Consider the following 1912-nt stretch of genomic DNA (forward strand, 5'->3'; position numbering starts at 1 on the left):
ATTGCGATGCAAACCCATAGGCTGGCACATCATTCAGCGTCACCAACCCTTTCATCACGGCAATTGCAACTGCTTGCGTGGTGTTCGCGGCACCCAAAGTCCGCCGGGCTCGTTCTATGCGTTTTTTCACGGCATCACGCGTGACGCCGTCGCGGAGGGCAATTTCATCTTGATTGAGACCTTCGGCAAGCCCTTGCAGCGCACTTCTCTCGCTTGCACTAATGCCCGCGTGTTTGCCAACCGCAGAAATCAAATACTGGAATGCCGCACCAAGTTCTATCACTTCAGCATCATAAAACTCGCGATCTGCACGGCCCGCCGACAAGATGCAGCGCTCCCCTTCGCTCGCAGTGTTTCGCTCAACAAAGATGGCGCCGTAAGTGAGTCCGTAGCTTTTGGCCTGCTCCATCACACGTGTCGATGTCGCCTTCATGCCCAACAGATTGATCTCGCTCCACCTTCGGGCACCGGTATTCACGGTACTCCAAAGCAAAATAGGGTCGAAAAAAGTATAGCGCCGGAGCTTATACTGTTCGACCCATTCCGGGTCATAAGTGGTATGATAAAATTCGGGCGTTAAATAGCGCACGTTGAGCATCAGGATATAACCTGACGGTGCGATAGTCAGGATACTTTCGTTGACCTCTTGGAAACCTGGGACAAGGTGCTCCAGCATCATATTCCCTCCACTGCTGCGAGTTTTCAACATTACCAATTTTGGTAAGTGGGTAGGATTTATCCGCTTTATGTGCAATTTGGACTCAACACAAATCAAAGTGTGGTGAGCGAATATGACCGACATTTCCATAGTATCAATGCGAGGCCCGTCAACGCGGTGGGATCTGGCCCATCGCTTTCTAGAATTGCGGCGCGACGTGTTCATCAAGGAAATGGATTGGCAGCTTCATGCCCATGATGGTTTGGAGTTTGAGCAGTACGATGTTTGCGGGCTGGCAACTTATGTCATCGCCCATGACGGAGATCAGGTTCTGGGTGGCGCGCGTTTGTTGCGGTGCGACACTGAAATTGGGTCTGGCGATGTTCGGTACAGTTATATGATCCGTGATGCCACACGCGGCGCAATCGACCTTCCGCCGAGTCTTTGTTGGCGCACACCGCCAACCGACGCTTGCTCATGGGAGTTGACCCGTCTTCTGTCTGTCGACCGTTCCCCCAGCACGGCACGCCTTATTTTGGATGCGTCCAATGATTTCATTCAGCAACAGGGTGGCAAGCAATGTCTGTTTCTAGGCGGTCCCGCCTTTATGCGGATGGCGCGCAGCTATGGCTATGTACCGACACCTCTTGGATCAATCGTGTCTAACAAGGACGGGAAGTTCTTGGCGTTCTCATGTGAGGTGCGATGATCGTGGGTGGTTTTCTTGTGCTCTCGATCCCGCTCAACGCTGCGGACAGCGGCCTTGGTAAAAGGGGTGGCTGCAGTGGAAATTGAGGAATGTCGTCAGCCCCAGAGGTCGTTTGACCAGAGTAGCCTGTGGTTTCAATTTGAAGACCAACGTGAGGTATTCTGGAATCTGGTGCGGATCGCAGAGGCTTTGAAGGATGCTGAACTCGCAATGTCGCCGGGCTACAATGAATTTTTGCGCTATGGAATTGGCCTTAACTTTCTCGGTGGGACACAAGCTTGCCGCGTGATCGGATTGGCATTGATCCAGGGATACCCCAATCCTCAACAAGCAGAGCGGGCGCTGGACCGGTTTTGGTGTGGGTTGTTGCCAAATGATTATGCGGCGACCTGCCGATCAACGCATTGAAAGCCCAGAAATTGCGCGTGCGGCATTGTTGTGCAGCAGTATGTTTTCAGGTGGGGGTGGATTCAGAATTTCACCTATAATAAAGGTTATGTAATATATTGATTTCATTGGACAATCATTCCTTCCAGAATTTGGGT

The 1912-nt window shown here is 51.8% G+C and carries 3 protein-coding genes; 2 read left to right on the forward strand and 1 reads right to left on the reverse strand.

All coding sequences use genetic code 11. The annotated features are described in order from the left end of the window. On the reverse strand, positions 1-676 hold a 676-nt coding region (locus L0H65_RS19180; protein WP_301460789.1), incomplete at its 3' end, for an autoinducer binding domain-containing protein. A gap of 115 nt (positions 677-791) precedes the next feature. Here L0H65_RS19180 and L0H65_RS19185 point away from each other — a divergent pair. Together L0H65_RS19185 and L0H65_RS19190 are read left to right on the forward strand one after the other, a co-directional pair. Further along, a complete protein-coding gene (locus L0H65_RS19185) occupies positions 792-1367 on the forward strand; it encodes an acyl-homoserine-lactone synthase (RefSeq protein WP_301460790.1) in 576 nt (191 codons plus the stop codon). 75 nt (positions 1368-1442) lie between these two features. Next, positions 1443-1775, forward strand: coding sequence for a hypothetical protein (locus L0H65_RS19190; RefSeq protein WP_301460791.1), 333 nt, complete (start codon positions 1443-1445; stop codon positions 1773-1775). Positions 1776-1912 lie beyond the last annotated feature (137 nt).

Origin of the sequence: Pseudorhodobacter sp. (genome assembly GCF_030452865.1) — a bacterium.
Taxonomy (GTDB): Bacteria; Pseudomonadota; Alphaproteobacteria; order Rhodobacterales; family Rhodobacteraceae; genus Pseudorhodobacter.